Source organism: Treponema vincentii, assembly GCF_010365865.1.
In the GTDB taxonomy this organism is placed as follows: Bacteria; Spirochaetota; Spirochaetia; order Treponematales; family Treponemataceae; genus Treponema.
In genome coordinates this window covers 1,392,737-1,414,708 of record NZ_CP048020.1, presented here as the reverse complement: position 1 = coordinate 1,414,708, position 21,972 = coordinate 1,392,737, and the positions used below count along the sequence as shown (strand labels likewise).

General features: G+C 34.7%; 30 protein-coding genes. 12 read left to right on the top strand and 18 right to left on the bottom strand.

Features of this window, described 5'->3' with window-relative positions; genetic code table 11:
• Window positions 1-20 precede the first annotated feature (20 nt).
• From GWP43_RS06700 to GWP43_RS06670, 7 genes are all read left to right on the top strand, one after another.
• On the top strand, window positions 21-521 hold the full coding sequence (locus GWP43_RS06700; protein WP_162663515.1) for a hypothetical protein: 501 nt from the start codon (window positions 21-23) through the stop codon (window positions 519-521).
• A 61-nt stretch (window positions 522-582) separates the two neighbouring features.
• On the top strand, window positions 583-1,023 hold the full coding sequence (locus GWP43_RS06695; RefSeq protein ID WP_002672522.1) for an Imm12 family immunity protein: 441 nt from the start codon (window positions 583-585) through the stop codon (window positions 1,021-1,023).
• Window positions 1,024-1,027: 4 nt separating this feature from the next.
• Window positions 1,028-1,762 carry a hypothetical protein gene (locus tag GWP43_RS06690; RefSeq protein WP_162663514.1) on the top strand — a complete coding sequence of 245 codons (735 nt, stop codon included), beginning with the start codon at window positions 1,028-1,030 and terminating at the stop codon, window positions 1,760-1,762.
• A 184-nt stretch (window positions 1,763-1,946) separates the two neighbouring features.
• Window positions 1,947-2,249 (top strand): hypothetical protein, encoded by a 303-nt coding sequence (locus GWP43_RS06685; RefSeq protein WP_162663513.1) that lies wholly within the window; start codon window positions 1,947-1,949, stop codon window positions 2,247-2,249.
• Window positions 2,250-2,407: 158 nt separating this feature from the next.
• Complete coding sequence (locus GWP43_RS06680; protein ID WP_162663512.1) at window positions 2,408-3,199, top strand: HEAT repeat domain-containing protein; 792 nt, start codon at window positions 2,408-2,410, stop codon at window positions 3,197-3,199.
• 11 nt (window positions 3,200-3,210) lie between these two features.
• Window positions 3,211-3,978, top strand: coding sequence for a YwqG family protein (locus GWP43_RS06675; protein WP_230978125.1), 768 nt, complete (start codon window positions 3,211-3,213; stop codon window positions 3,976-3,978).
• 50 nt (window positions 3,979-4,028) lie between these two features.
• On the top strand, window positions 4,029-5,012 hold the full coding sequence (locus GWP43_RS06670; protein ID WP_162663511.1) for a hypothetical protein: 984 nt from the start codon (window positions 4,029-4,031) through the stop codon (window positions 5,010-5,012).
• Between the two features lie 37 nt (window positions 5,013-5,049).
• Here the strand turns inward: GWP43_RS06670 and GWP43_RS06665 are convergent, their stop codons facing one another.
• The 14 genes from GWP43_RS06665 to GWP43_RS06600 all read right to left on the bottom strand — a co-directional run bounded on the left by GWP43_RS06665 (window position 5,050) and on the right by GWP43_RS06600 (window position 14,412).
• On the bottom strand, window positions 5,050-5,574 hold the full coding sequence (locus GWP43_RS06665; RefSeq protein WP_162663510.1) for a hypothetical protein: 525 nt from the start codon (window positions 5,572-5,574) through the stop codon (window positions 5,050-5,052).
• An 11-nt stretch (window positions 5,575-5,585) separates the two neighbouring features.
• Window positions 5,586-6,392 carry a hypothetical protein gene (locus tag GWP43_RS06660; RefSeq protein WP_162663509.1) on the bottom strand — a complete coding sequence of 269 codons (807 nt, stop codon included), beginning with the start codon at window positions 6,390-6,392 and terminating at the stop codon, window positions 5,586-5,588.
• Between the two features lie 67 nt (window positions 6,393-6,459).
• Window positions 6,460-7,587 carry a hypothetical protein gene (locus GWP43_RS06655; protein ID WP_162663508.1) on the bottom strand — a complete coding sequence of 376 codons (1,128 nt, stop codon included), beginning with the start codon at window positions 7,585-7,587 and terminating at the stop codon, window positions 6,460-6,462.
• Window positions 7,588-7,769: 182 nt separating this feature from the next.
• On the bottom strand, window positions 7,770-8,834 hold the full coding sequence (locus GWP43_RS06650) for an ankyrin repeat domain-containing protein (RefSeq protein WP_162663507.1): 1,065 nt from the start codon (window positions 8,832-8,834) through the stop codon (window positions 7,770-7,772).
• A gap of 83 nt (window positions 8,835-8,917) precedes the next feature.
• Entirely contained in the window at window positions 8,918-9,226 is a 309-nt protein-coding gene (locus tag GWP43_RS06645) for a hypothetical protein (RefSeq protein ID WP_002672586.1), read from the bottom strand.
• A 49-nt stretch (window positions 9,227-9,275) separates the two neighbouring features.
• Window positions 9,276-10,037 carry a class I SAM-dependent methyltransferase gene (locus GWP43_RS06640; protein ID WP_162663506.1) on the bottom strand — a complete coding sequence of 254 codons (762 nt, stop codon included), beginning with the start codon at window positions 10,035-10,037 and terminating at the stop codon, window positions 9,276-9,278.
• Between the two features lie 36 nt (window positions 10,038-10,073).
• Window positions 10,074-10,925 carry a DUF2262 domain-containing protein gene (locus GWP43_RS06635; protein WP_162663505.1) on the bottom strand — a complete coding sequence of 284 codons (852 nt, stop codon included), beginning with the start codon at window positions 10,923-10,925 and terminating at the stop codon, window positions 10,074-10,076.
• Window positions 10,925-11,266 (bottom strand): hypothetical protein, encoded by a 342-nt coding sequence (locus GWP43_RS06630; protein WP_162663504.1) that lies wholly within the window; start codon window positions 11,264-11,266, stop codon window positions 10,925-10,927. The genes GWP43_RS06635 and GWP43_RS06630 overlap by 1 nt, the downstream gene beginning before the upstream one ends.
• A gap of 35 nt (window positions 11,267-11,301) precedes the next feature.
• Entirely contained in the window at window positions 11,302-11,496 is a 195-nt protein-coding gene (locus tag GWP43_RS06625; protein WP_203232452.1) for a hypothetical protein, read from the bottom strand.
• A 19-nt stretch (window positions 11,497-11,515) separates the two neighbouring features.
• Entirely contained in the window at window positions 11,516-11,899 is a 384-nt protein-coding gene (locus GWP43_RS06620) for a hypothetical protein (RefSeq protein WP_162663502.1), read from the bottom strand.
• A gap of 13 nt (window positions 11,900-11,912) precedes the next feature.
• The gene (locus tag GWP43_RS06615) at window positions 11,913-12,644 is read right to left on the bottom strand and encodes a leucine-rich repeat domain-containing protein (protein ID WP_162663501.1); all 732 of its coding nucleotides are present in this window, start codon (window positions 12,642-12,644) and stop codon (window positions 11,913-11,915) included.
• 44 nt (window positions 12,645-12,688) lie between these two features.
• Window positions 12,689-13,258, bottom strand: a complete 570-nt coding sequence (locus tag GWP43_RS06610) for a hypothetical protein (protein WP_162663500.1) — start codon at window positions 13,256-13,258, stop codon at window positions 12,689-12,691.
• Window positions 13,259-13,283: 25 nt separating this feature from the next.
• Window positions 13,284-13,742: a hypothetical protein gene (locus tag GWP43_RS06605; RefSeq protein WP_162663499.1), complete on the bottom strand. Its 459-nt coding sequence runs from the start codon at window positions 13,740-13,742 to the stop codon at window positions 13,284-13,286.
• A 97-nt stretch (window positions 13,743-13,839) separates the two neighbouring features.
• Window positions 13,840-14,412 (bottom strand): hypothetical protein, encoded by a 573-nt coding sequence (locus GWP43_RS06600; protein WP_230978122.1) that lies wholly within the window; start codon window positions 14,410-14,412, stop codon window positions 13,840-13,842.
• A gap of 549 nt (window positions 14,413-14,961) precedes the next feature.
• Here GWP43_RS06600 and GWP43_RS06595 point away from each other — a divergent pair.
• The 5 genes from GWP43_RS06595 to GWP43_RS06575 all read left to right on the top strand — a co-directional run bounded on the left by GWP43_RS06595 (window position 14,962) and on the right by GWP43_RS06575 (window position 18,795).
• Window positions 14,962-15,696 (top strand): hypothetical protein, encoded by a 735-nt coding sequence (locus GWP43_RS06595; RefSeq protein WP_162663498.1) that lies wholly within the window; start codon window positions 14,962-14,964, stop codon window positions 15,694-15,696.
• 44 nt (window positions 15,697-15,740) lie between these two features.
• On the top strand, window positions 15,741-16,724 hold the full coding sequence (locus GWP43_RS06590) for a DUF6630 family protein (protein ID WP_162663497.1): 984 nt from the start codon (window positions 15,741-15,743) through the stop codon (window positions 16,722-16,724).
• Between the two features lie 70 nt (window positions 16,725-16,794).
• On the top strand, window positions 16,795-17,196 hold the full coding sequence (locus GWP43_RS06585) for a hypothetical protein (RefSeq protein WP_162663496.1): 402 nt from the start codon (window positions 16,795-16,797) through the stop codon (window positions 17,194-17,196).
• A gap of 1 nt (window position 17,197) precedes the next feature.
• Window positions 17,198-18,289, top strand: coding sequence for a DUF6892 domain-containing protein (locus GWP43_RS06580; RefSeq protein WP_162663495.1), 1,092 nt, complete (start codon window positions 17,198-17,200; stop codon window positions 18,287-18,289).
• Window positions 18,290-18,312: 23 nt separating this feature from the next.
• Complete coding sequence (locus GWP43_RS06575; protein ID WP_162663494.1) at window positions 18,313-18,795, top strand: GNAT family N-acetyltransferase; 483 nt, start codon at window positions 18,313-18,315, stop codon at window positions 18,793-18,795.
• 227 nt (window positions 18,796-19,022) lie between these two features.
• Here GWP43_RS06575 and GWP43_RS06570 read toward each other — a convergent pair whose 3' ends face one another.
• Genes GWP43_RS06570 through GWP43_RS06555 form a run of 4 tightly spaced genes read right to left on the bottom strand, consistent with a single transcriptional unit; the run spans window position 19,023 to window position 21,333 of the window.
• On the bottom strand, window positions 19,023-19,235 hold the full coding sequence (locus GWP43_RS06570; protein WP_162663493.1) for an LPXTG cell wall anchor domain-containing protein: 213 nt from the start codon (window positions 19,233-19,235) through the stop codon (window positions 19,023-19,025).
• Window positions 19,235-19,945 (bottom strand): ABC transporter permease, encoded by a 711-nt coding sequence (locus GWP43_RS06565; RefSeq protein WP_162663492.1) that lies wholly within the window; start codon window positions 19,943-19,945, stop codon window positions 19,235-19,237. The genes GWP43_RS06570 and GWP43_RS06565 overlap by 1 nt, the downstream gene beginning before the upstream one ends.
• Window positions 19,929-20,672 (bottom strand): ATP-binding cassette domain-containing protein, encoded by a 744-nt coding sequence (locus GWP43_RS06560; protein ID WP_162663491.1) that lies wholly within the window; start codon window positions 20,670-20,672, stop codon window positions 19,929-19,931. The genes GWP43_RS06565 and GWP43_RS06560 overlap by 17 nt, the downstream gene beginning before the upstream one ends.
• Window positions 20,641-21,333, bottom strand: coding sequence for a TetR/AcrR family transcriptional regulator (locus GWP43_RS06555; protein ID WP_162663490.1), 693 nt, complete (start codon window positions 21,331-21,333; stop codon window positions 20,641-20,643). Before GWP43_RS06555 ends, GWP43_RS06560 begins: the two co-directional genes overlap by 32 nt.
• Window positions 21,334-21,972: the final 639 nt, after the last annotated feature.

Genomic DNA, 21,972 nt, shown 5'->3' with positions numbered 1-21,972 from the left:
GCATATCTTTAGAAATTAACATGAATAAAATTGTAACTACAACAGTAATGGTAATTTTTACTCTTTTAATTTTTACAGCCGATATAGTGTTAATCACAAGATTTTTCACACTGATAAAACAAAGAAGATATAATGATTCGGCTCCTCTTTGGGGCGGACTTCCCGATTTATTTCCAAAAATTGAAAATAAATATCTTAAAACTTTTTTGAACTACATCATACTGAATATTGCGGTGTATATCATCGGGTACTATTTACCAAAGACAGGCGTTTTTACCAAAACTCTTAAATTTTCTTTTGATATTGTTATCGAGGGGTATAGATTTTTGGTATCGTTTATAATAACGAATTTGTTTTTAGCTATTAGTCAGCTCACAAGAAAAATAAAAAATTTTCAACAAAATACAATTTCGGCTAAGCTATACTACATTGAACTTATCATCATTCCCATTATTGTTATTTTTTCTCTTTATTTTTTTGACAGCGTTTTTGATAATCTTACAATAAAGGTAACAATATAAAAGAATAGTACACTCACAAAATTGCTAAAAGATGATAGAATAAATATGAGGAGACAGCAATATAGAAGTTATTTTGAGTACGGTAATCGGCGGTGAAATTACGGTTGAGGTTGATGGTGGGAAAATTGTTCATTCATTGATAATAAAAATGAGAAACTCCTTGAAAGAGCATTTTAAAAAAATATTTTTTGAAGGGCTAGATAGAATAAAAATCAACGTATATATCAGCGGAGATGTTTCTTCTTATTGCGATAAAACGGGTATTACTGCAACCCGATATTTCCGTGCAAAGACAGAATATACGACAGAGTTTTGTATCGATAAAAACTATTGGTCGTTAGAACCTGTTCTTCCAGTGGATAGAAAGTTTATTCTATTCATGGAAAACTCGTTGATACAGTTAGGCGGAATTATTGAAAAAAAGCTTAAAGCAGCCGGATATAATTTTGATGGCGAGCTGTTTAAAGAAATTGTTCTTAAAAGTTTAAGAGGGATTAGTTAAGAATATGGTAAAGTATTCAAAAGAAGCATTAGATGAAGCATTGCTGCAAGCGCAAAGCAGCGATATTAGCATGAGAAGAAAAGGGATAAAGTTTTTAAGACAAGCTTCTTGTTTGGAAACGGGTACGAAAAATACCTATCCGATAAGAGATTGGTTTTCTGAAACTAAAAATTACACAAAACTTTTTAAAATAGTAAAATCCGAAAAAGATCCGAAACTGTTATGGGAATATTTATTTTTGATTAAAACATATTGTGAACGTTATATTGATTTAGCTTATTTGATACAAGATTCTCAAAACTTTATCGCAAAAAAAGAAAACACAGAATTCAAAATAAAGGCTCGTGAGCTCGGAGGATTATTTTTAGGGCATCAAGATGCCTCTGTACGGCAAGCTGCAGCAAGCCTGCTTTGGTATTTAAAGAAAACTTCCGAAGTTTGGCCTGTAATCATAGAGCTTATGCAGAAAAAACGGGATTATATAACGCTTTCTCATATCGGCATAATGATTCGCAATTGTTATTCACTTTTGAATGATGATAAAATTATTACGGACTCTTTTGAGAATACTGTGGCGAAGGAAAATCTTATTTCACTAAAAGATGTAGAAGCTTTAAAAGAAGCCGTATCATTTTCACTGGAAAAAACTCCTAAGACTGCAAAAAAAGCCGGCTTTAATTCCGTATCTGAAACACTGGACAATATAATTACAGCACTTACAAAAACGGTTGAAAAATGATAAAATAAATATAAGGAGGAGCGATAAACAGTTCGGCAGAAATTCAGCCTCACTGTTTATCTTCGAGTTTGCCTTTCAGGCAAACATCGCATTATTATATATGTGTGCTTTCCGGCACACATTTGAAAAAACTCTTTTTCGCAAATTTATATTTGCTGCAAAAAGGTTTTATAGGGGGTAAAAGATGAACGGAGAATTATATCTAAAAAAGGGTATGCTTCAACTAGACAAAAAATTGTATGATGAAGCTTTGGAAACTTTGAATAAAGTAATCGAACTCGATGATGATCTTGCCAGTGTTACATCTGCAAAATGTATTTTAGGTGAATATTATTTTATTCATCAAAATTATGAAAAAGCAAAAGAATTTTTATCATGGATTTGTGATAGACAAGATGAGCTTGAAGAAGAGTTTGACGATTTACTTTCAGAAGAAATTGATACAGCCTCGGTACTGATGGATATGATGGAAAGATATAAGCTGTAAAACACAATTTGCTAAAAATATGCAAGGAGTGATATTGTATGCAAAACAATTCTTATATTCATAATTTAAAAATGGAAGATGTTCCTTGGCATCGGCTTCCTACAACTTATGGAAGAGCAAAAATACTTTTTTCATGATTTTAAAAAGGAAATAAAGTAATGCCGAATTCAACGGAAAAGATTTTACAAGAACTTGAAGCGGAACGGTTACGCCGTCAAAATCTTACAAAAGAAGATTTACAAAAAAAGTATGCCGACTTACAAAGAACCGGTTTTCCTCTTAGCGAATGTATCGGTTTTATAGCCGATTTAGGCGGCAGTAATCAGCTCGCTTATCATTACGAATTGATTTGCAAAGACTGGGAGCGAGATGATTCGTTGCATTTGGATAACAGTTTCGATAAACACGATTTAGCGGGAATTGATTTTCTTTTTGCGGCTATAAACAAAGCTTCAACCGAAAAAATACGGGTCTTCACCGCCTATCTCATTGCCGAAATTCTTGTAAGGTCGAAACATCGCGATTTTTATACGGCTGCATGCAATTGTCTTGTACCGATACTTGTTTCGTATTTAAATACGAAGGACTGTGTTCTGAGGCGAAAAGTGCTGATAGCTGTCGGGTGGGTTGGGACAGCGCAAGAGATTGGTATTTTTAATGACAGAATGCTTCACGACGAGGATAGTCTTTGCCGTGCATGGTCAGCTTCGGGGCTATGGCAATTATCATGTAATAGACTGCATAGTCAAACAATACTCCCGGATGTAAAAGATGTTTTTAGACAGGCAATCGCTGCGGAAAAAGACCTTTTTGCATGCGGCGTAATGATAGAGTCGGCACAGAGTTTATTCGGCAAAAAATGGATATCGTCTATCGCTGTTGAAAATGAAGATGCAGTAAAAATAGAAAAGGCTCGCAAATCGGCTGTCAGATTTCTAAGTAAGGATTAAATATAAGGAATATGATCATGAAACAAATTCCCGATTTTATGAAAGAATACGAAACCGCTTTACAAAAATACAGGCAGCGTTCTGTCGAAATTCTTGCGACAGCCCTAAACGACGGTGAAACAACGGATATAAAAAGTTCCAAGTTTTTGGGAACCCCTTATTTGCCTGTCGGTACGGACTATCCGAAAGACAAGGATGGCAAGCCGCTTGTTTTATGGGCGCAATTAAATTTTTCGGAAATTCCTCATTTGGACGATTATCCCGAAAATGGTATTGTGCAGTTTTTCGTTTCGGCAGATAAGTGGTGCGATTGCGAAGAAATAAAAGTACTTTTCCACGAGCATACGGACTCGCCGCCTCAAACTGATTTTCCGTTCTTAACCGAAGATTTGTACGAAGAGTGTCCGATATGGTGCGAGCACCGTTTGCAGTTTAAAGAAACGGAAGAGTACGGCGGTACCGAAGATTTTCGGTGTAGCTGTATGTTCAACGGAAAAAGCCCGTGGGAGCTTTATGATACGCTTGTGCCTGCACAAAAAGAAGTATTTGATGATTTATTTTACGGCACGGGGCACAAGATAGGAGGTTATTCATATTTTACACAAACCGATCCGCGCGATTACGGGCAAGAACATAAGAATGATGTTTCGCTTTTGCAAATCGATAGCGATGATAAGATTATGTTCGGCGATACCGGCACAGCTCATTTTTTTATCAACAAAGACGATTTAAAAAACAGAAACTTCAATAAGGTGTGGATGTATTGGGATTGCTGTTAAACCAATGGACTCGGAATCAATAGTTAAACTATATGGAAAGAAAAACGGATATGAATGAAATTTATGCAATTAACGACTTATCGGAACTGGAAGATTTTTTACATTCTCAAAACTTCATTGAAAACATACGTGAAAAACTTTTTGCGGAATTTTTAAAATATGCGGATTATAAAAGCGTATCGGAGTGGAACAAGGCAGTGCGTCTTTGCGAATGTCTTGCCGTAATCGGTTGGGGAAACCATGAACCTTTGGAAGCGTCAAGAGGTGTGTTTTTTAACGGTAACCCCCGTACTTTTTTTTGCAACAGATTTGGAGAGCTCCGTTTTGTCGAGGCAATATGGTCAAAAAGAAAAATGGGCTTTACGATGGAGCAGGGCAGAACTTCCTATTATCCTGCCCCCGACCGCAAAGACAAGAAGCAATCGATGTGTTGGGATTACCCTGTAACCGAAAATATAGAAGACATGAAAATTGAAAGTCAACGCAATTGGATTCCTAAAAATCCTGTTTGGATTGTGCATGCAATATCCAACTGTTATGAAAATTCCAAACCGGTTATAGAAAGCATTAAAGAAAAACTTCAGGATGAATTAAATAAAAAGATGCGTCCCGAAAAATACGGCACAGCCGTAAATTGTATTTTATTGAAATGTGCTTTCAGCTATTATGATAACGCTCATTGTAAAACAAACTATATCATCGATGAATCGGGACGCAAATTATCAAGTCAAGAAGCCGCAAAAGAATTACAGAAATTATACACAAAAGAAGAAATTTCCGAAAACGGATATTACTTACGTCCCCGATTTCAATACGGGGCATTTAGAGCAGATACAGGCAAGATAAATGTAGTTATACATTTTGAAAAAGAATTCAGCCTATTAACACATCGTCAGCAAAAAGAAAAACTGGCAGAGTATTTTTTAATTGCACTTAAAACTATTGCAGAAAAACAAAAAAAGAAAACACCGAATTATGATTTCAATTTAATGATTTCCGATTTCACTGAAATAATGAAAAAATGGATGAATTAGGGAGGTATAAACATGCTATTCATTTATGTCGGTAAATCTAATTTTCCCCTTGTTTTTCAATAAGCTCTTGTACTTCTCTTCCCAAGGTCAATAATCGGCTCATGTCTGATATATCGCTTATCCCGAAAGGATTGAAGGATGTAGCGCCTGTAATTGTTTTGTATTCTTTCGGTCTTGATATAAATGATATTTTCCGGTTATCAATTCCTATATCAACCTTTAGCAATTTATCATGATTCGATTTGATTTTACAAAATGAGATTTTACCGGCTATAATTTCTTTTTCATTTTCTAAAATTCTTATATTAATCTTATCGATATAAACAATAAATTTTTTTGCTACACTTTTACGAATTTTTTTTATAATAAGATATGATATAACAAATGCAGGTAAAAACACTAAAAATTTAAATAGCGGATGAATTTTGTAAGTAATCATTCCAGAATAAAATAACAGCAGGTAGGTTAGTAATATAGGAAACATAAAGCTTATCGGAAAGCATAATCCCATAATCATGTCGCTTTTTGGTGTTCCTGCTACAAATTCAAATTTTTTCATCATGTATGTGTCCACTATATTATGTTAATTTCTTTTATCAAATGATAGGTTTCTATAAAGCGAAGTTGCCAAATCTTCTTGTCGGCGGTAATTTCTTCGTATATATTCTCCAACGTATGCGCAGGCGCTAATAATCCTAAAGAATAATCTTCAAAAACGACTTCACCTATCTTTTCAAGTTTATCTAATAGGAGTCCTAAATCTTTGTGATTAAACCAGCAATCCGTATCCAGAGCATATTTCGTGTTTTGCTTCTTACAGGCAATTTCGCTATTCAAAAAATCATCCATAGTCGGCTTATCTTTTTGCAGCAAGCGCGTACAAGCTAAATGATATTCTATTTTTCTTGGTGTCTGGTCAACATCTGAAACAAAAACGACGCCGTACTCATTCTCAAATTTAACGGCAAGCACTTCCCCCACGTTAAAATACGGATTTCGTTTAATTTTTGCCTTCGGTACCTTAATCGGTTTTTGATTTTCACTTTGCAGCTGTACTGCCAGTTTATCAAGTTCCTTCTGTCTTTGCTTTAAAGCTTTGCCGTCAATTTCAAGCCAGAAATCATCAGCACCTTTTGCAATTATTTTTAATGCCTTATTCTTTATCTTCTCAGGTAAATGTCCGACCTTCCACAAAGAATAAGCGAATGCAGTCCAGTAAATCTCCGTGTAAAATGAATCTATACAAAAATTATTCTCGTCATTTAAAATATCTTCAATTATTGTGTCGATATTTTCACCGTCTTTATATCGTTCTACTATAGTATTGTAAATGTCATACCCATCGTCACTGTCTATAATTTTTACACCGTCTATTGCCATTTCTCATCTCTCCGTTCATAATTCTAATGCATTCCTTAACAAGTGCTGCTTATTTAGTTTTGCTTACTTATAGAAAGGTTAATGTAATTCTTTTAACTTCTTTGTAATATTGATTCATTTCAAATAAAATCTTAATATTTTTATATTGCACACCTTCCATATTCTCTTGCTCTGTTTTTGGAGGAGAAATTCCTAGTACTTCATAAGGTTCTTTCCATTCTCTTCGTTTATCAAAAACAAGATCAATCCATACCGGTTCAATATATATTTCTTTTGCATCGTCTATAATTGCTTTGACAATCGTTGCCTCAAGCAAAGAACATGGTGAATCCGATAAGTTTTTAGCTTGTAAAGTTATATTTGTAAACTCATATTGATTATCACTTTTAAAAATATAAGCGTTACTTATTTCCCCCGGTTGCAAAATGATTTTTTTTAATTCTTCAATCGTTCCTTGCTTTACAATAAGGTTTTTAAAGAAACAATCTTCAAATGTATCACTGCCTAAAATACAAGACTTCCCAATATCTGCATGAAATGTAAATCCATTCGGATTATCCGAATGCGTTTTTAACTTTGGAGTTAATTCTTTACAAATGTCTTCGTATGCCGTAATACTAAGCCCATCGTTTTTTACTTCAGATATATCAAGATATATCATGCTATCATTATCGGCAACACCTTTCAGTCTGATGCCGTCAATATCCATTCGTATGTTTAGTAATCTCTCATCAATAAGCATCGGATGTTTTTCAGAAACGAATGCAATAAATTCCATCGCTCTATCATAAGGAACTTTCAATTCTTCAAGTGAACGTACTTTCGTATAGTATATAAAATTTATAGGGATTTCCCAAAAAATCTCATCATTACCAAGTTCATAATTTTTTTTGTATTCCTCAATGATATACTCGCCGAAAATCTCATCAAAATTCGTTTTTATAGAAGGTGATGTCATGGAAAGAGGATCACGGGAAACGGTATAAAAAATGATGAGATCGGGATATTCATTTAATGTCACAAGCCAGCGGCGATAATATTTATCTTTCTTAATGGTATATGCATCCTTACCAAATCTATTATCCAAATATTTGATTATCATTTCACTATCTTCTTTAATATGCGAACAGGCATTTAAAAAGATTGCACTGCACACAATACATAATAAAATGACTATTGGTTTAAAAATATGCATATACATTCTCCTTTTATGTTCGCATCAAAGTTATTTTCTTTCTCTTGTTTTTCAATAAGATAATACGGCTTATTCCATCTTTTCCTATTGCTTATTTATAAGAGAACAAAAAATACTTGTGTGAGATTTCTCCGCTCATTTTGCCGCCTCAAAGAACTATTTTTATAAGTTTATATTCTCAATCATCTGTTATAATTTGTTTTTCCTAAAGGAATAGGTGTCGGATTTGAAAGCACCCAGAGAACTGAAAGTTCACACAAACGCTCTGTTATAGCATCTTCATCACTACCGTTTGCACGTATGCTTGAAATAAGCTCTTTGGTCTCTTTCAGTTCTTCCTCAGAAAGCGACGTGCCTGAAGCAAAATGATTTGGCAGGGTATTAAGCATATTTCTATAATCTTTATCCCAGTTTACTCCGCCGTTTCTATATAGCTCATCCTGCACCCTGCCTGTTATACGGATGACTTCTCCCTGTACTGTTTTTGCAGCTCCGCTTGAAGGAATCAGCATCTCCCAAAGTTCATCGTATTGTTCCCTCCAAGACCCCGTCTTTACAATAATAGGAGAAACGCCGTCATGTATTTTACGTTTTGGAGCAGGCTTTACATTAAATAGTGTATAGAGTTTCTCAAGTCCCGCTTCTGTTTCAGCCAGATAATCTTTATTAAAGTTTTCTCTGTGAAATTCAAAATCCTTACCGATTATTTCGACTCTTTCCGCCATTTCAGGTACTACCTCAGCGCCCGCCTTTATTAACATTTCTGCAATTTCTGCCGCCTGGACAATATTAATATTCCTACAAGTAGCAAGGGCTTCGGCTAAAGGAGTTCGTCCCATATCATCTTTTGCATTAATGTCTGCACCTTTTTCAATCAAAAAACTTACTATCTTAGGCCGGAAAAAACCTGCTGCCGTATGCAGAGGTGTACTCCCATATGTATCAGGTTTTTGTATATCTCCTCCTAATTCATACAGCAGTTTTACGGTATCTCTGCCCAAAGTGGCATGTTTATATAATGGTGTACGCCCATAATAATCGAGTGTATTTACATCTAAGCTCTGTTCTACGAGCCAGATCACAAGTTCATCAGGAACACCGCCATAATGAAGCGCCGTATTTAAGCTGTATCTGCCGTCATGAGCGGTAAGCTCACATTTATCATAGACGGCTTTAAGTGCTTCAACATCTCCTGCTGTAATCAGTTCATCAAAATTTTTAGGTAAGGTAATTCTTTTCTTTGCCATTAGTCTTCTCCTTAGTTATAATCCAAAATTATTAAGTTTCCATTGTACTATGTGGGTATCAAAAGTATTTGATACTTGTATCATTAAATAATTTCATCTATAATTCCTTCTCCAACTTTATTTTGGCCTTCCATTATATAAAACTCAGTTCCGCAGACTAATCCGGAATAATCAACCTCTTCATACAATGGTACAACCAGACTTTTTACTAAAGTCTCAAAGTCCGCTTTCTGCCCTTCAATAAAACAAATACCCAAATATCTTGTATCTGTTTTTATCATAAAATGAGGACAATATTTTCCATTACTCAAATCAGGCGGTAAGCTTCTCTTTCCTCTATAAAATTTTACAGTGCAGACCAAAGTGAAATCAAAATTATCATGCCGATTCATATTAATCTCCTATAGCTTACTGTTTTACTCAAAAACAAACTAAAATTTATTATTTCTTTTTAGCCGCAAAATAATATCTATGAATTTTCCCCTTAATTACACCTTCTTTATCAAGAATTTCCTGTGCTTTAAAAAGGTTGTTTTGATATTTCTCCACTTCAAATCCGGGAAATTCCCAATCAATAATTCTGGCAAACCAAACCAGTGCACCTACATCATAAAATTCTATCGGTCTGTAGACTTCATCTTCTTCCACAATGTCAAATCCGTTATCAGCAAATTCCTGTCTTGCAATATTTAAATAAGCTTCTGGGAACGGAATTTCAACATCACCTATCAAAAGCTCTACAAGTTCCCTGTCATTTTCTGCACCGACTTGCTGCGTAAGAAATACTCCTCCGCTTTTAAGAGTTCTTTTAATCTCTTTTATATTATATTTACCATGTCTGTTAGTAATAATGTCAAAGTAATTATCTTCAAAAGGAAGAATATCGCCTCCGTCACATGCTTTAAAATCTATTCCTAAAGAAAGAAGTCTGCCCTCACATATTTTGATGTTTGGTTCATATCCTTCAATCGCAGCAGTATGTTTAGCGTTTACCATAAAAGACAAAAGAAATTCGCCGCCTCCGGTTTCCATGTCCAATAAATAATCTGTATCATTCAAATGGGATTTTATAATATTTTCAAAATCCCATGGGAGATCATCCTCTTCTTTATATCTTCCTCTAATATGTGAGAAATCCCAGCCTTTAATATGAGCTATTTCCTGCTCATGCAACCATTGATTTATAAGCACTTGTTTTTCCATTTTTTCCTTTCATTACCATAAATATCAGTATATGTTTTATCCCTCAATATCAGCTGACACAATCCCCTTCTTTAAGCTTCCGCATACTGTTATACAATGCCCGAAGAAAAGATCATCATCATCAAAATAAGCAGAAAATGAACCTCCCGATGTCATCCAAATTGAACTGAGGCTAATTCTTTTTGCAAAACTTTCTTCTGTAATTTCAGCAGCTTCTTCATCAGATTCTGCCCATTCGCAGGCGAGTTTAGTAAGCTTTTTTGCAGCAAAACTACGCAGATCTGCATCCCATTTTGCCTGCTCTGAAAGCATTGTTTTCAAGGCTTTTTTCGCCTTTGTTATTTCACCCTTATTATCCTTATCTACATCTAATATAATATTTATTTTTCTATCCTGCCAAATAATACTTCCTTGAAAACTTTTAAGAGGCTTATCATAAATCAGTTCACCTAATATATCATCTTGTAAAATTATAGGTTTTCTATACTCTGCAAGTATTTTTTCCAATTCCTTACAAGCCGCATTTTTTTCAAGAACTTCCACAACTAAAAAATGTTTTTTTGTCGGTAGTACACCGTTTGGAACTTCCTCAGGAAGCTTTGCACGCACCTTTAATTTGTAAATGGTTTCGTCTTCAAATTGATATGGTAAATTTTCTTTGTCTGTGACAGGATATACTATACGCCCTTCTTCTTTATGCAGCTCACCTGTTTCACAGTCCACATAAGCTAAGAAATAAGCAGCCCAGTCCCAAAAACCGTTTCTCAAACTTCCGCCGCCGCCTTCGTGCCTTAGAACAATAATCTCTCGTTTCTTTTTCTCAAAAGAGTCTTCCCATTCTTTTTGTGTCATTTTATTTCTTAGCCGCATGTATTCAATTAATTCCATTAAGTCCTCCAATCAATCCCCTCACCTGAATGTTTGACAAACTCATATACATCTGAGGCTACACGCTTCATTTCAATCGAACCCAAAGCTCCCAAGTCATTCATATAAATAGTATCATCAGAATCTTTTTTTATAAAGAAAGCCAAGTCACCGTCCTGTCCAATCATAAAAAAATTCGGCTCCCATTCTTCTATCTGATAAATAGCATTTCTTTCTACCAAATCCGCCTTTGAATATAAAATTATTCCGGTATCCTCTATTGTAAATTCTCCATCCTCTCCCATTTCTGATAAAAACTTATAATATAAAGCAGGCAGTATAAAATCCATCTGATTATTCATTGTAAACTTCTCCAAATATTTTCTGTCTTAATATTTTATATCTCATCTTCGCTTAATTCTCTAAAATTTGAAATATGATACCCAAAATAGCATTTTCCGGATTTGCCTATAAAAATTCCATGTTCCGGCATATTAGCTATCTCGCCTAAGTAAATCATAGGCATATCATCAGAAAACGGATATTCAAAAGATATTTCATCTTTAAGAGTAACCAAAGTTTTTTCTTTCATTGTGTAAGTGCTCAATTTATTACTCCATTTGAAATGCGATTTTGCATTTTGAGTTCTTTAAATTTGGAAAGCCATATTCCTCTAATCGATTTAATGTTTTTTGAATAGATTCGGTTATATTCTTTTTGCTAATAGGTAAATTGCTTACGATATATATAATACCATTCAGTTTCGCCGGATAAATAATACCGCAGTTAGATTCATTATTTATAATACGGAGCAGGTAAACATCATACTTTGTTTTGATATAGAAATCAAACTCTTGATTATCATAAATCTCCTCCGGGATCAGGTGGACTGGAGCTACGATACAGTCTTTCATTTGAAAACTATCACTCCCAAAATGTGCTTTACAATTGTGTTTTCGCTTTATTCTTTCTATCCATTCAGTAATCATCATCATCTCGGTTTTAAAATTATATAAATACAAACTGACGAACATGGTCATTTTGTGGAATATCTTTAAACTTTTCTGCAAACCTATCATTCCATATTTTATAGTCATAAGCAGGCATATTAACAGATAGGAATTCTAATTTTTCAAGTTCTAAAACAGGCGAATAATCTCCATTCAATAGCCTAAATCCCGTTGTATGAAGATTTTTAATATTCTTCAAACTTTTTAAAAAATCAAAAGAATCTACTTTAATTATATTTCCCATAGAACTATGAATTCCCAGCTGTTTAAGATCCTTTAATTTTCCCAACGGAGAATAATCCGTTACGCCGGTGAAGTTAGATAATATAAGCACTTCTAAATTTTTTATTTCGCCTATGGGCTGCAAACTTTTTACTCTTGATGAAGCATATACTGAAAGTGCCTTTAAATTTTTTAATTTTGCAATACACTGTATGTCCGAGAAATTGCCCTGAAATATAACGAGTTCTTCAAGTGATGTTTGATTACATATCGATTCCAATAACTTCTGATTTACAATACCTGTTACTAAAAGCTTTTTAATGTTTGTTTTTGTATTGTTAAAATAATCTATCCAGCTTTTTAAAATGCTGTCTCTGTCTTTTTTTAAAGGATATTTTTCTTCAGATAATCCGTAGCAATATAACTTTAAAATTTCTTCTCCTGTATACTCTTTTAACTCTGTAATAGAGTTTCCTGCCCATTTTGCATTCCAATTATAGTAATTCATAATTATTCTCCCATATTCACATAACAGTCAGTTCACTACTTGATTTAAACTCCGACAAAGGACTGTTTTATTTCAGACAGCTCTTTTAACTTTCTTTCCAACGCCGCCGGAGCCATTCCGTTTTTGATTGCAATTTCATAATACTTATCAAATTCGGGATGATTATTTTGTTTTACAACCGCTAAAAGTTCTGCAAAATATCCCCAAACGTTATTATAGCTTTTTGTTGAAGTATAATCTTCTCTTTTCGGCATCCACTTGAGTTTTACAAAGAATTTGTAAAGTATCTTACTCCACGTTTCTACATCATCATCATAGCAAAAAAACTTGGTCTCAAACAGACTGCCGAAACGCCTGTCCCAAAATTTTACATTGTCTGGCAAATACCAGGTGTTGCGGGTATCGCGGCATATCAATTCTGTTATTATTCTTTCAAGTATTTCGGATGGAAAACCTCCGGTACAACCATAACTTCCGGCAACTGAAGTTTGTGCCGCTTCCTCTTTAAGTTCTTCATAGGCTGTGCGGCTATCAAGCAACACCAAAGCAATTTTGGCACGGTGACCAAAGGCTTTTCCTGCACTCAATATTCTATATTTCTCAATCTCGTTCATAGTTCCTCCGCTCGCCTAACTTTTCCTATAATCCGAATTTTTCCCAGTCATTAACCGATTCAATGACAGGTATCCAACTATCGATTTCAAATTTTTCCTGTTCATAGGGTTCAGTATATCCATCCACTATTAATATTCCGCTGCATTGGATATGAGCCTCGCTATTCCTTATTTCAAGAATTTTTAATTTGTATGAAACCATCGGTTCGTGTTCATAAATGTAAAATGAATCTTCTCTGTCATCGCTTTCTTCTATTGTCATTACAGAAAAGGATTCTCCAATTAATTTTGCTGCTGAGTTTTTGTTTGTACCTATCCAATTTATGCAAATAGAAGGTGCTATTGTTTCGTCCCTAAAATTACCTTTAGCAAATCCGACATCTACTGACCATGATGCAGATCCATCTTCTTTTAAATACATCAGACAGCTCTGTCTTCCGTTCCAGTCATCTTCAAACGTATGATTTTCTCCGATCTTTAGCATTTGTTATCTCCCTTTCACTGATAGTATATGTCATTCAATGCTGATTTATTTGAAAATTCCTTGTAACCATTTCACAATATCATCCGTCGTTTCTGTTTCATTTATTATACTGATAATTAAGATAATAGTCCTCCCACGTTCCTTTTATGTTTTTATTATGCGGATTATTGGGAATAATTATCTTTGATGACGGCAAAAAATAGCGGTTTTTATATTCGTATTTTCCCATTACATAGCCGTTTTGTATACCCGGCAGAGTTTTTAATTTCTGCTGTAAAGCCGAATAAAATTTTTTGATGTTTTTATCAGGCCGCTTATCAATTTGTCTTAAATATATTTGTTCTCGTGTACGCTCCGTTTCATATCCGCCGTTGCCTTCGATTGTAAAAGGAGCTATTTCAGGTGTATAAAAGGCGCCAAACGGAATAGAACTTTTTTCATCATCAAACGGATAACATGAAAAATAAAAAGAATGATAACTTTGTTCAAAGAAATATTCGGTAAATACATTAGGACTGTCTTCCCGATAAGTATACACGTTCCGATTTCCGGACTTATTGTCAATTACTTCCACATAAGCGGATACGCCGTATTTTTTCATTATGTCATTGCTATACCAAAAGAAATCATCTACCGGTATGGCTATCCAAAAATTCATTACTACGCTCATATATCCTTCGCAACCTCCAATTACTCCGACTATTTACAATGCATCTTTTAAAAGCTCACCATAATCGCCCTACGGCGTCGGTTCGTTTTTGCACGTATAAGTTCATAGATACATTTTCAGCTCCTCCTCTCATCTCTCTGAACGATCAGTAAGTCTCCAATCTTGTATGCATATTATCCGAATCCATATACTTCATATCGTTCCTCTTCCGTATTTCTTTGTTGTATCTCTTTTGTGAAAATAATGCACTGGCAGAACGTTCCGGCTTATCGATTGATAAGTCATTCCTTAAATATCGATAATCAACATTTCCATAACCTACATTCCACGCACAATTCTCATTTCATTACATATTTGACACTATTCTACCCTTTTTAAGGTGTTTTTTCTACTGTCAGATTTTCATCGCCCCTCTTAAAAACGATAAGGAAAAATGATACAATAGAATATGAAAGGAAGAGGATTAGTTGATGAAGAAGCTCGGTTGAAAGGATTAAGTATACTTAGGATTCGGGCTTGAACCATCAAAGGAACAATGAGATAAAAACCATGATAAAACTTACAGAAATAAGAACTGCTTTTGAAAAAGGAAAACCCAATGACCTCTTTTTGCAGTATTTCGAATGGGCAAAAACATTAATCCTGTTTTGGAGACAGGCTGTTACGAGGATTGCCAAGCTAAACGGCACGGCGGAGGAAAAAAGAGACAAGCATTTGCACGTCATTGACAATTCTTTGGAACTGATGTACTCTTGGCGGTTTAAAAAGATAAAGTATATAAATCTAAGAAGAAAAGAGATCGACAGTGCCATAAGTTTTATACGAAACGGAGCCATAACAACTAAGGTTTCAAATTATGCTTTTGCTCCCGTTTGTAGAAATTTAGCGGGCATTTTGCGCGGCTTTTTATATGTTTCCACCTTCGGTTATTCCGACGAGCAGCTGCCTACCGTATTAGCTCAAAAAGTTTACACTACTGCGCTATGCCATACCCTGTTCCCTTTTGATACAAGCGATTTTGTGTATTATCTTCCGCGAGAGAAATCCATCCATACCGAAGACCCTGCCGATTTGGACAACTGGCATTTGATGATGAGCGAGGCAGGTAAGGCTTTGAAGATTACGGGGCTCATTGAAGAGGTAAATGAGCAGGCTTGTACAATTTGGGAAAATTACAAAACACCGTTTGAATGGAAATACGATGAATCGATTTGGTCTTTGGAATTCGAGAACCTGTCGAAAAAACTGCATTACGCCGCTGAGAGAGCTTTTCATAAAATGTAAAACGATTATTGCTTAATTGAAATAAATAAAAAAAGGAGTGGAATATGAATGGAAAAAATATCGGCCGAACTGTATCGTGGGTGTACTACAAAGACGAAAAACTCATAGGTGGGTCGGCATTTGATATACAACTCTTTCAGCAGATATTGGAAAACAACGCAAAGTTTTCGAGTCAGGCTCAAGAAATGATAGAGACACAAATTAAAGAACAAAATATTTTTGATTGTATTTCGCTTAAAAACTCAAAATACACCAATCGCTTTTACGAAAATGGCGACCATAGAGCATTTATACCCGAAAGTATCTGTATGGTTGATTATTGTGAAGATGAAATCTTTGCCGTTGTGAGAATCGGAGATCGTTGTGAAATTGTTTCTTATGATTATGACATCACAGGCAAACAGGGACAAGAGTGGTTCAATTTTATAGGAAAGAACAACCCTATTTTTGATAAAAAAATCATTGAGAATATAAAAACGGCTTTAGCACAATACGGACAACTGCAAATAAAAATACTTGAAGAAGAAGACAGACGCATTTGGGAGGCAAAAGGAAAACTTGCTTGCCGGAACAAAAGCTTACCTGCCGATACGGAACAAACTTTTTTATCACTTTGCAAATTACTCGGCATATCTCCGCAAAAAGCCAAGAAAATATACCATACAGCATTGGAGCAAGAAGATATTTGTGTCTCTTTGATAAACGATTTTATAGATTTGAACTATTTGGCAATGTTCGATTGGAAGGCGGATGTGGGAGATATTGTATACGGTTACAATCTATTAGCAAAAAAGATAAAAGCGAATATGCTTCGCTTGGATAAAGATACGGAATTTGAAGCGCCGGAAGTTTTCCGTAGGCTTGCTGCAATGAGTGACAAGGTATTATATCTTATCGATACAAATAGCGATTGCTATATTTTAGGTTTATCAGATAAAGAAAATAGAGAAAAAATCATAAGTACTTATAAACAACTGTTCAGCCTGCTTCAATCTGAAAATACGATTGAAATTGTGAACATGCTGTAATCAACAACCCCGACGCAGAGCGTTGCCGAGGACGGCGGGTATTAAACCCTCCGCACGAATAAAGGAAAGAATGAAACAAGTAATTGCATTTTGTATATTTATATTCATTACTTTTGCACTATCTGCTGATGGAAAGGACGGCTTTATGACTATTTCAAAACAATGTATTATAAGCCCTGATGAAATTGTATCAATGCAGTTTTCCAATAATACGGATACAGCCTTACGAACAATTAAGCATGATGATATAAGGGCAATAACGGATATTTTAAATACTGCAAAATATGATGATGAGAGTAATGATGGAAAGATGTTTAAAATGACTGCACCTCATTTAAGAATAGTAATACGATATAGTGATGACAGTGAACTAAAAATCCAATTATGGGATGCGCTTATGTATGTTAATAAAACATGGTATAAAATTGACATAAGAGCTATTAAAGAAATATTATATGGTAAGGAGTTATAAAATGAGTATTATAAAAAACTTGGAATCAAATAAACAGGATAAACAGTCGGCTATGCCGCAACAGAAACTTCATATCAATTTAACTAAAAACGGTTTGTATATTAATGATGAGTTTATTGAAAACCTATCAATAGATATTCTTGCGGAGAAATTCGGTGAATATAGAAAAGTATTGCGTAAGCCGACTGATGGAACAGTAAGTAAAGATGATTTAGAGGAAATATATATCTGGGATAATATGGGAGTAAAAAGTTTTGTTTCCAAAGGATGTATCAGCGAACTAGACATAAGAATATGTGAAGATAGGGAATGGGAGAAAAAAGTAAAATTTTCGTTTTTCGATGTAAATCCAACGCAGGTGTTTCCCGGCATTTTTACGATAAACGGTAAAACTATTTTGGAAGCTATACCTCAAAAAACATTGAGAGATGCTTATATATTTTTAGAAATGAAAGTGGGAAACTGGAAAATAAATTGTTCATTGTCGAGTAAATTAAACTCGGTTCTGAATGCAATATCTTTTCAGGAACGTTTACGAAAATCAAAAACCGATGAGATAGCCGATTTGGTATGTGCCGAACCTGAACCTATACGGGATATAAGTTTTTGGTATAAACCGCCGAGGGTGTCGAGCGGTAAATGGGCGCTGCCAAAGACGGAAGGTGAAGTGTTGACATTTACAAACCTCAATTTTAAACTTGCTATTATCCAAGAGCTGATGTACAAACAAGAACTGCTTAAACCGAAATTTGATGTATATGATTTTTGCAATGATTATGCAAAAAAAGAAATAGATCCCGATGATTACTACGATAAAATGATACCTGAAGTAAAAAGCTGGTTTCAGCAATTGGAAATTCCTGCTGAATTGGCCCCAAAGGTAACACAGCTGTTTCTTGATGGCGGAAATGAAATTAATATGCAGCTTATTCCGCAATGGGACGGCGAGAATGATCTATTTGATATTAAGTCTATTTCTGATGAGGAATTGGCACAGTTTCCAAACTTAAAACTTATTGACGGCACCGTTATTTATATTTCCGAAAAAGCAAAGAAAAAACTTATCAAGAAAGGAATTAATATTGCAGAATAAATTTAAGTCATAAAGCATATAGCATGCTTCATTTGGAAAAAGTAAACGGGAAAAACATTTGGGATATTCTGAAACTGCAGGTATCGAAAACACAGAAAAGCTTTGTTGCTGCCAATGATATAAGCATCATTGAAGCCTACATTGCAATCACCGCAAATGGTTATGCATTTCCATTCGGGATATATACCAATGAAATACCGGTCGGATTTTTGATGATCGGTTTTGATGTTCATGACTATTGGATTCATGCACCTGAAATAGCAAAAGGAAATTATAATCTTTGGCGTCTGATGATTGATAAAGCGTATCAAAACAATGGATTTGGAAAAGAAGCAGTTAAATTGGCTCTTGATTTTGTTAAGACTTTTCCTTGCGGAAAAGCTGAATATTGTTGGTTGTCTTATGAACTTGAAAATCAAGTTGCGCGTAAACTATATAGCTCATTCGGTTTTGTTGAAACAGGAGATACGGATGGGGAAGAACTTATCGCAGTGTTAAAGCTATAATATAAAATAGAAGATAGATTATAAACCGCATGGTTGATTTTGGAAGAACCTGTTGTTCGTATTCTCAACATCTTATACTACCCTATTCGTCTTCTCTCAGTATTTTCTCGTACTGTAAGCATAGGAATTTCGATTTTTGATATACATACTTTTATCCTGTCTTGTAGCGTAAATAGTCTGGTCTCATGTAGAGCCGATACGCATTCAAGAACCCCTTTTTCAGTGGATTACATCTGCATCAGTCCACTTACAATAGCGAGAAATCCTATTACCATACAAGCATAACAAACAAATTTGTTATTGTTTGAATTTCTTTTTTTGAATAACAACACTGCTCCAACAAGGATTAGCAACAATCCAAACCATACACTTCCCAAATATAATTCTGATGCCATTCTATCAAGAAAATTGTCCACTGTTCCTTCTATTTTTTGTTCCATTATAAAATCTCCATCTTATTTATTTTTTTCATCAAAAATATCGAACACAAGATACCAATCATTACCATTGCCGCTGCTAACACATACATCGCTGCTCGATTAGGGTTTGCATTTACCACAATATTACACATTAACGAAGCAAGGAGAACTGCAGAAATAATAGTTGTCGGCACTGATTTTTTGATAAATCCGATTCCTACTGCTATCACTCCGATAGTTGCAGCTATCGCTGACATCAATATGGTATTTTCAACAATGTTCAAGATAATAGAAACTGTAAAGTTGTTTCCTACAAGATGAATGAAATTTTCAGTGATACCGAATATCAAAAAAACAATAAAGTTACAGATAACCATTGATATAATCGTAAATCCACACACAATCAAAAGTTTGGATAACACAACCTTTTTTCGACTGACCGGATAGGAAAAAAGTAAAATAGGTCGCTTACCCGAATAATCTTCAATAACAAACCTGCAATACATCACTGCAGACATCACACAAAATACTGCCATGTTAAAAACACAAAATAGAGAAATAAGATTATCATATCCTGCAAAAATTGCCATGTCTTTATCATTCGGCTCTATCAAAGGGGCATATGCAAAAAGGAAAAGGAAACCAATCATCGTAATCGCTATGATAATATCCGCTAAGATATAAGTGTTGATGTTATTCTTTTTTAATTCCAATCTAATCAGCGTTTTCATTTTCTTTTCTCCCTATCATAATATCCATAAAATACTCTTCCAGACCTGATGGATACTCTACCTTCACCTTATCCATCGAGACCTCTCTCACTATCGTTCCGTTGACAATGACCCCTATTGTATCCGCAATATGCTCTATTTCTGTCAAAATATGACTGGAAATCAGTAATGTCATACCCTCTGTTTTTGCAAGGTACAAAAATAAGTCCCTCATTTCCTTAATTCCCATAGGATCCAGTCCGTTAATCGGCTCATCCAGAATCAATAGTTGTGGTTTATGGATAATTGCTCTTGCAATCGCTAAACGCTGACGCATTCCCAAGGAAAAAGTAGATACCGGCTGAACACCAATATCCTTTAATCCGACTTTTGACAAGACATCCTCTACATTCCCACCTTCCTTGCCCATGTAGGCAAGATGCATACGCAAATTTTCTGCTGCCGACAAATGTTCATAAAAAATGGGAGTTTCTATCAAAGTACCAATCTGTGATAACATATCACTCGGTGTTGAAAGATTATCTATTCCAAACATTTGTAATTTTCCCATAGTCGGTGTAAGAAGTCCTGAGAGAAGTTTGAATACCGTTGTTTTCCCCGCTCCGTTCGCACCTAAAAAACCATAAATCGTACCTTTTTCTACATGCATATTACAACCTTTAATTACTTCCTTACCGCCAAAAGTTTTTGTAAGGTTATTTGTTTCTATAATGAAATGATGATTCATCGGTCTTATCCTCCTTTGGATATAATTTTTGCAATAGCTCCAACGATTTTTCAATAAGTTCATCACTGAATAATACATCGATGCCTATCGACTTCATCATATATTGTAAAAATCCGAGTCTCGAGGATAACTTCTCACCATCACAATCAAAAACAGCCGGATCACACCACACATTGAGCAATAGCATAAAAACTTCCGCACATTCATCCGGAAAATCTGTAACGATAGAGCCATCTTGTATTCCTTTCTTAATAATTTTTGAAACAAAGTTAGAATCCTTATTGACACAAGATTGCATGTAGGATAGGACAAACTCTGCACTTTTCATGCGTACACTCATTGCATCATCTAAATAATGTGCTTCCTGATTCTCGATATTTTTCTCCAAAATAAGTTGCAACTGTTCTTTTCCACTCAAAAACCGGGTCTCTTCCATAAAGTTTTCTATTGTACCCTTTACACTTTGCTCCTGCTTCTCCATAACAGATTTGATAATTTCATCCTTCGATTTAAAATGATGATAAATAGCCCCCTTGGATATTCCGGCAGCTGTTGCAATATCCATCATGCTGGTCTTATCGAATCCCTTTTGTAAAAACAGCTTCGCTGATACGGATAAAATAGCCTCAATGGTAGCCTTTGCATTATATTCTTTCGCCATAGCTGATACACCTTCTTATTAAATTCCGACCGTTCGGTTTTTTATAATATCTTTTATCTGTTATTTTGTCAAGAGCTTTTATAAATTATTCTCTCACAGTCTCTTGCATCATACTTGGCTCATAGATGTTATCTATCATTGTTGTAACTACAATGATAGATAACTTAGTAGGATGATATGATGTATCCTATTTTTAATTTGTAATGCTGAAACTCAATATTTTGTTCAAAAAAATAGAGCATTTCAGAAACTTAAAAAGTTCCAAACCGACTCTATAACAGTCTAACAACAGAGAATCATCAAATCATCAAAAACAACCCTTGTAGAGATTGAAGCGATTCAACTATGCCATCAGTTTTCAATTTTACAAACAGATTCCCTTCCTTGCATAAAGTTACTTTTCATGAAAAATTAAAAAGACCATGTATCTTTGGTAAAAACGCCCTTGCTAACTGCTCTAACGGATATAAAAACGCACATTATCTTAACATGTTATCATCTTAAGACAATGTGCGTTATCAAAATTGCTCTATTTTAATCACTCTATTTTAATTGCTCTATGAAGTTTGGAGTGATACAATAAAAATGTAGAATATTCTACAAAATGTTGAAGGTAATTTTGGGAAAGGAGACTGTGGT